The sequence below is a fragment of the Halorubrum tibetense genome (assembly GCF_042661865.1).
Lineage (GTDB): Archaea > Halobacteriota > Halobacteria > Halobacteriales > Haloferacaceae > Halorubrum > Halorubrum tibetense.
In genome coordinates, this window is the sequence record NZ_JBHSWW010000566.1 from 1 (window position 1) to 778 (window position 778).

The window sequence follows — 778 nt, forward strand, 5'->3', positions numbered from 1 at the left end:
CAGTATCGAGAGTCAACACCCGATACGTAGGTCGTTTGTACTGACCGATCACTCTCTCACGTAGATCGGCCTCGGTTCGCACCACATTCGCGCCCTGTATCTTGCACGGCCATTAGAACACATCTCTGAGCTGGTAGAAATCCTAACGGTCGATTTGCAGGCGTAGTGAACGGATAGTTTACCCTATCTGGGGCGAAAGAAACGCCATGCGAATCGTTCTATGACACCCTGACGATTAGTAAATGGGATTTCAACAGGCCGCCGCTAATGTAGTTCTTCGATAAGCGCAGCAACCGCCTCGTCAACGAGATCCTTCTTAAGACGACCTTGCCAGAAGTCGATATCCGTGTGGTCGATTGATTGGACTCCCCATGGGACGATCCGGCTTTCATTCGGGACCCCACCACGAAGCCAACTCTCGTCGGGAATGTCGATCAGGCCGTCCATCCAGGATCTCGACGTTAGCGTGAGCGTCATATACTGCTCGCCGTAGAACGGACGGCCCTCGTGATTCGAGAGGATGAGCCAGGGTCGAGCGTCTTCTTCCCCCTTGAACGGATCATCCCCGTAGACGATATCGCCACGCTCGAAGATCGGTGTTTCTCCGTCGGTCACTGGTCGTCCTCGACGCTCGGATGCGGTTCCTCGGGTGCGTGTTCGCGCCAAGACTCTTTATTTTCTGGTACGTGTTTACCCCGAGGTCTCGACAGCCGGCACAGCGTGAGCCCGTGAGATAATCTTATTGTTGCTGACGACTCGACGAAGCTCTTCGTATGGA

The 778-nt window shown here is 54.4% G+C and carries 1 protein-coding gene; it reads right to left on the reverse strand.

The annotated features are described in order from the left end of the window. Positions 1–264: 264 nt before the first annotated feature. Positions 265–615 carry a type II toxin-antitoxin system PemK/MazF family toxin gene (locus ACFQEU_RS16995; RefSeq protein ID WP_379784062.1) on the reverse strand — a complete coding sequence of 117 codons (351 nt, stop codon included), beginning with the start codon at positions 613–615 and terminating at the stop codon, positions 265–267. Positions 616–778: the final 163 nt, after the last annotated feature.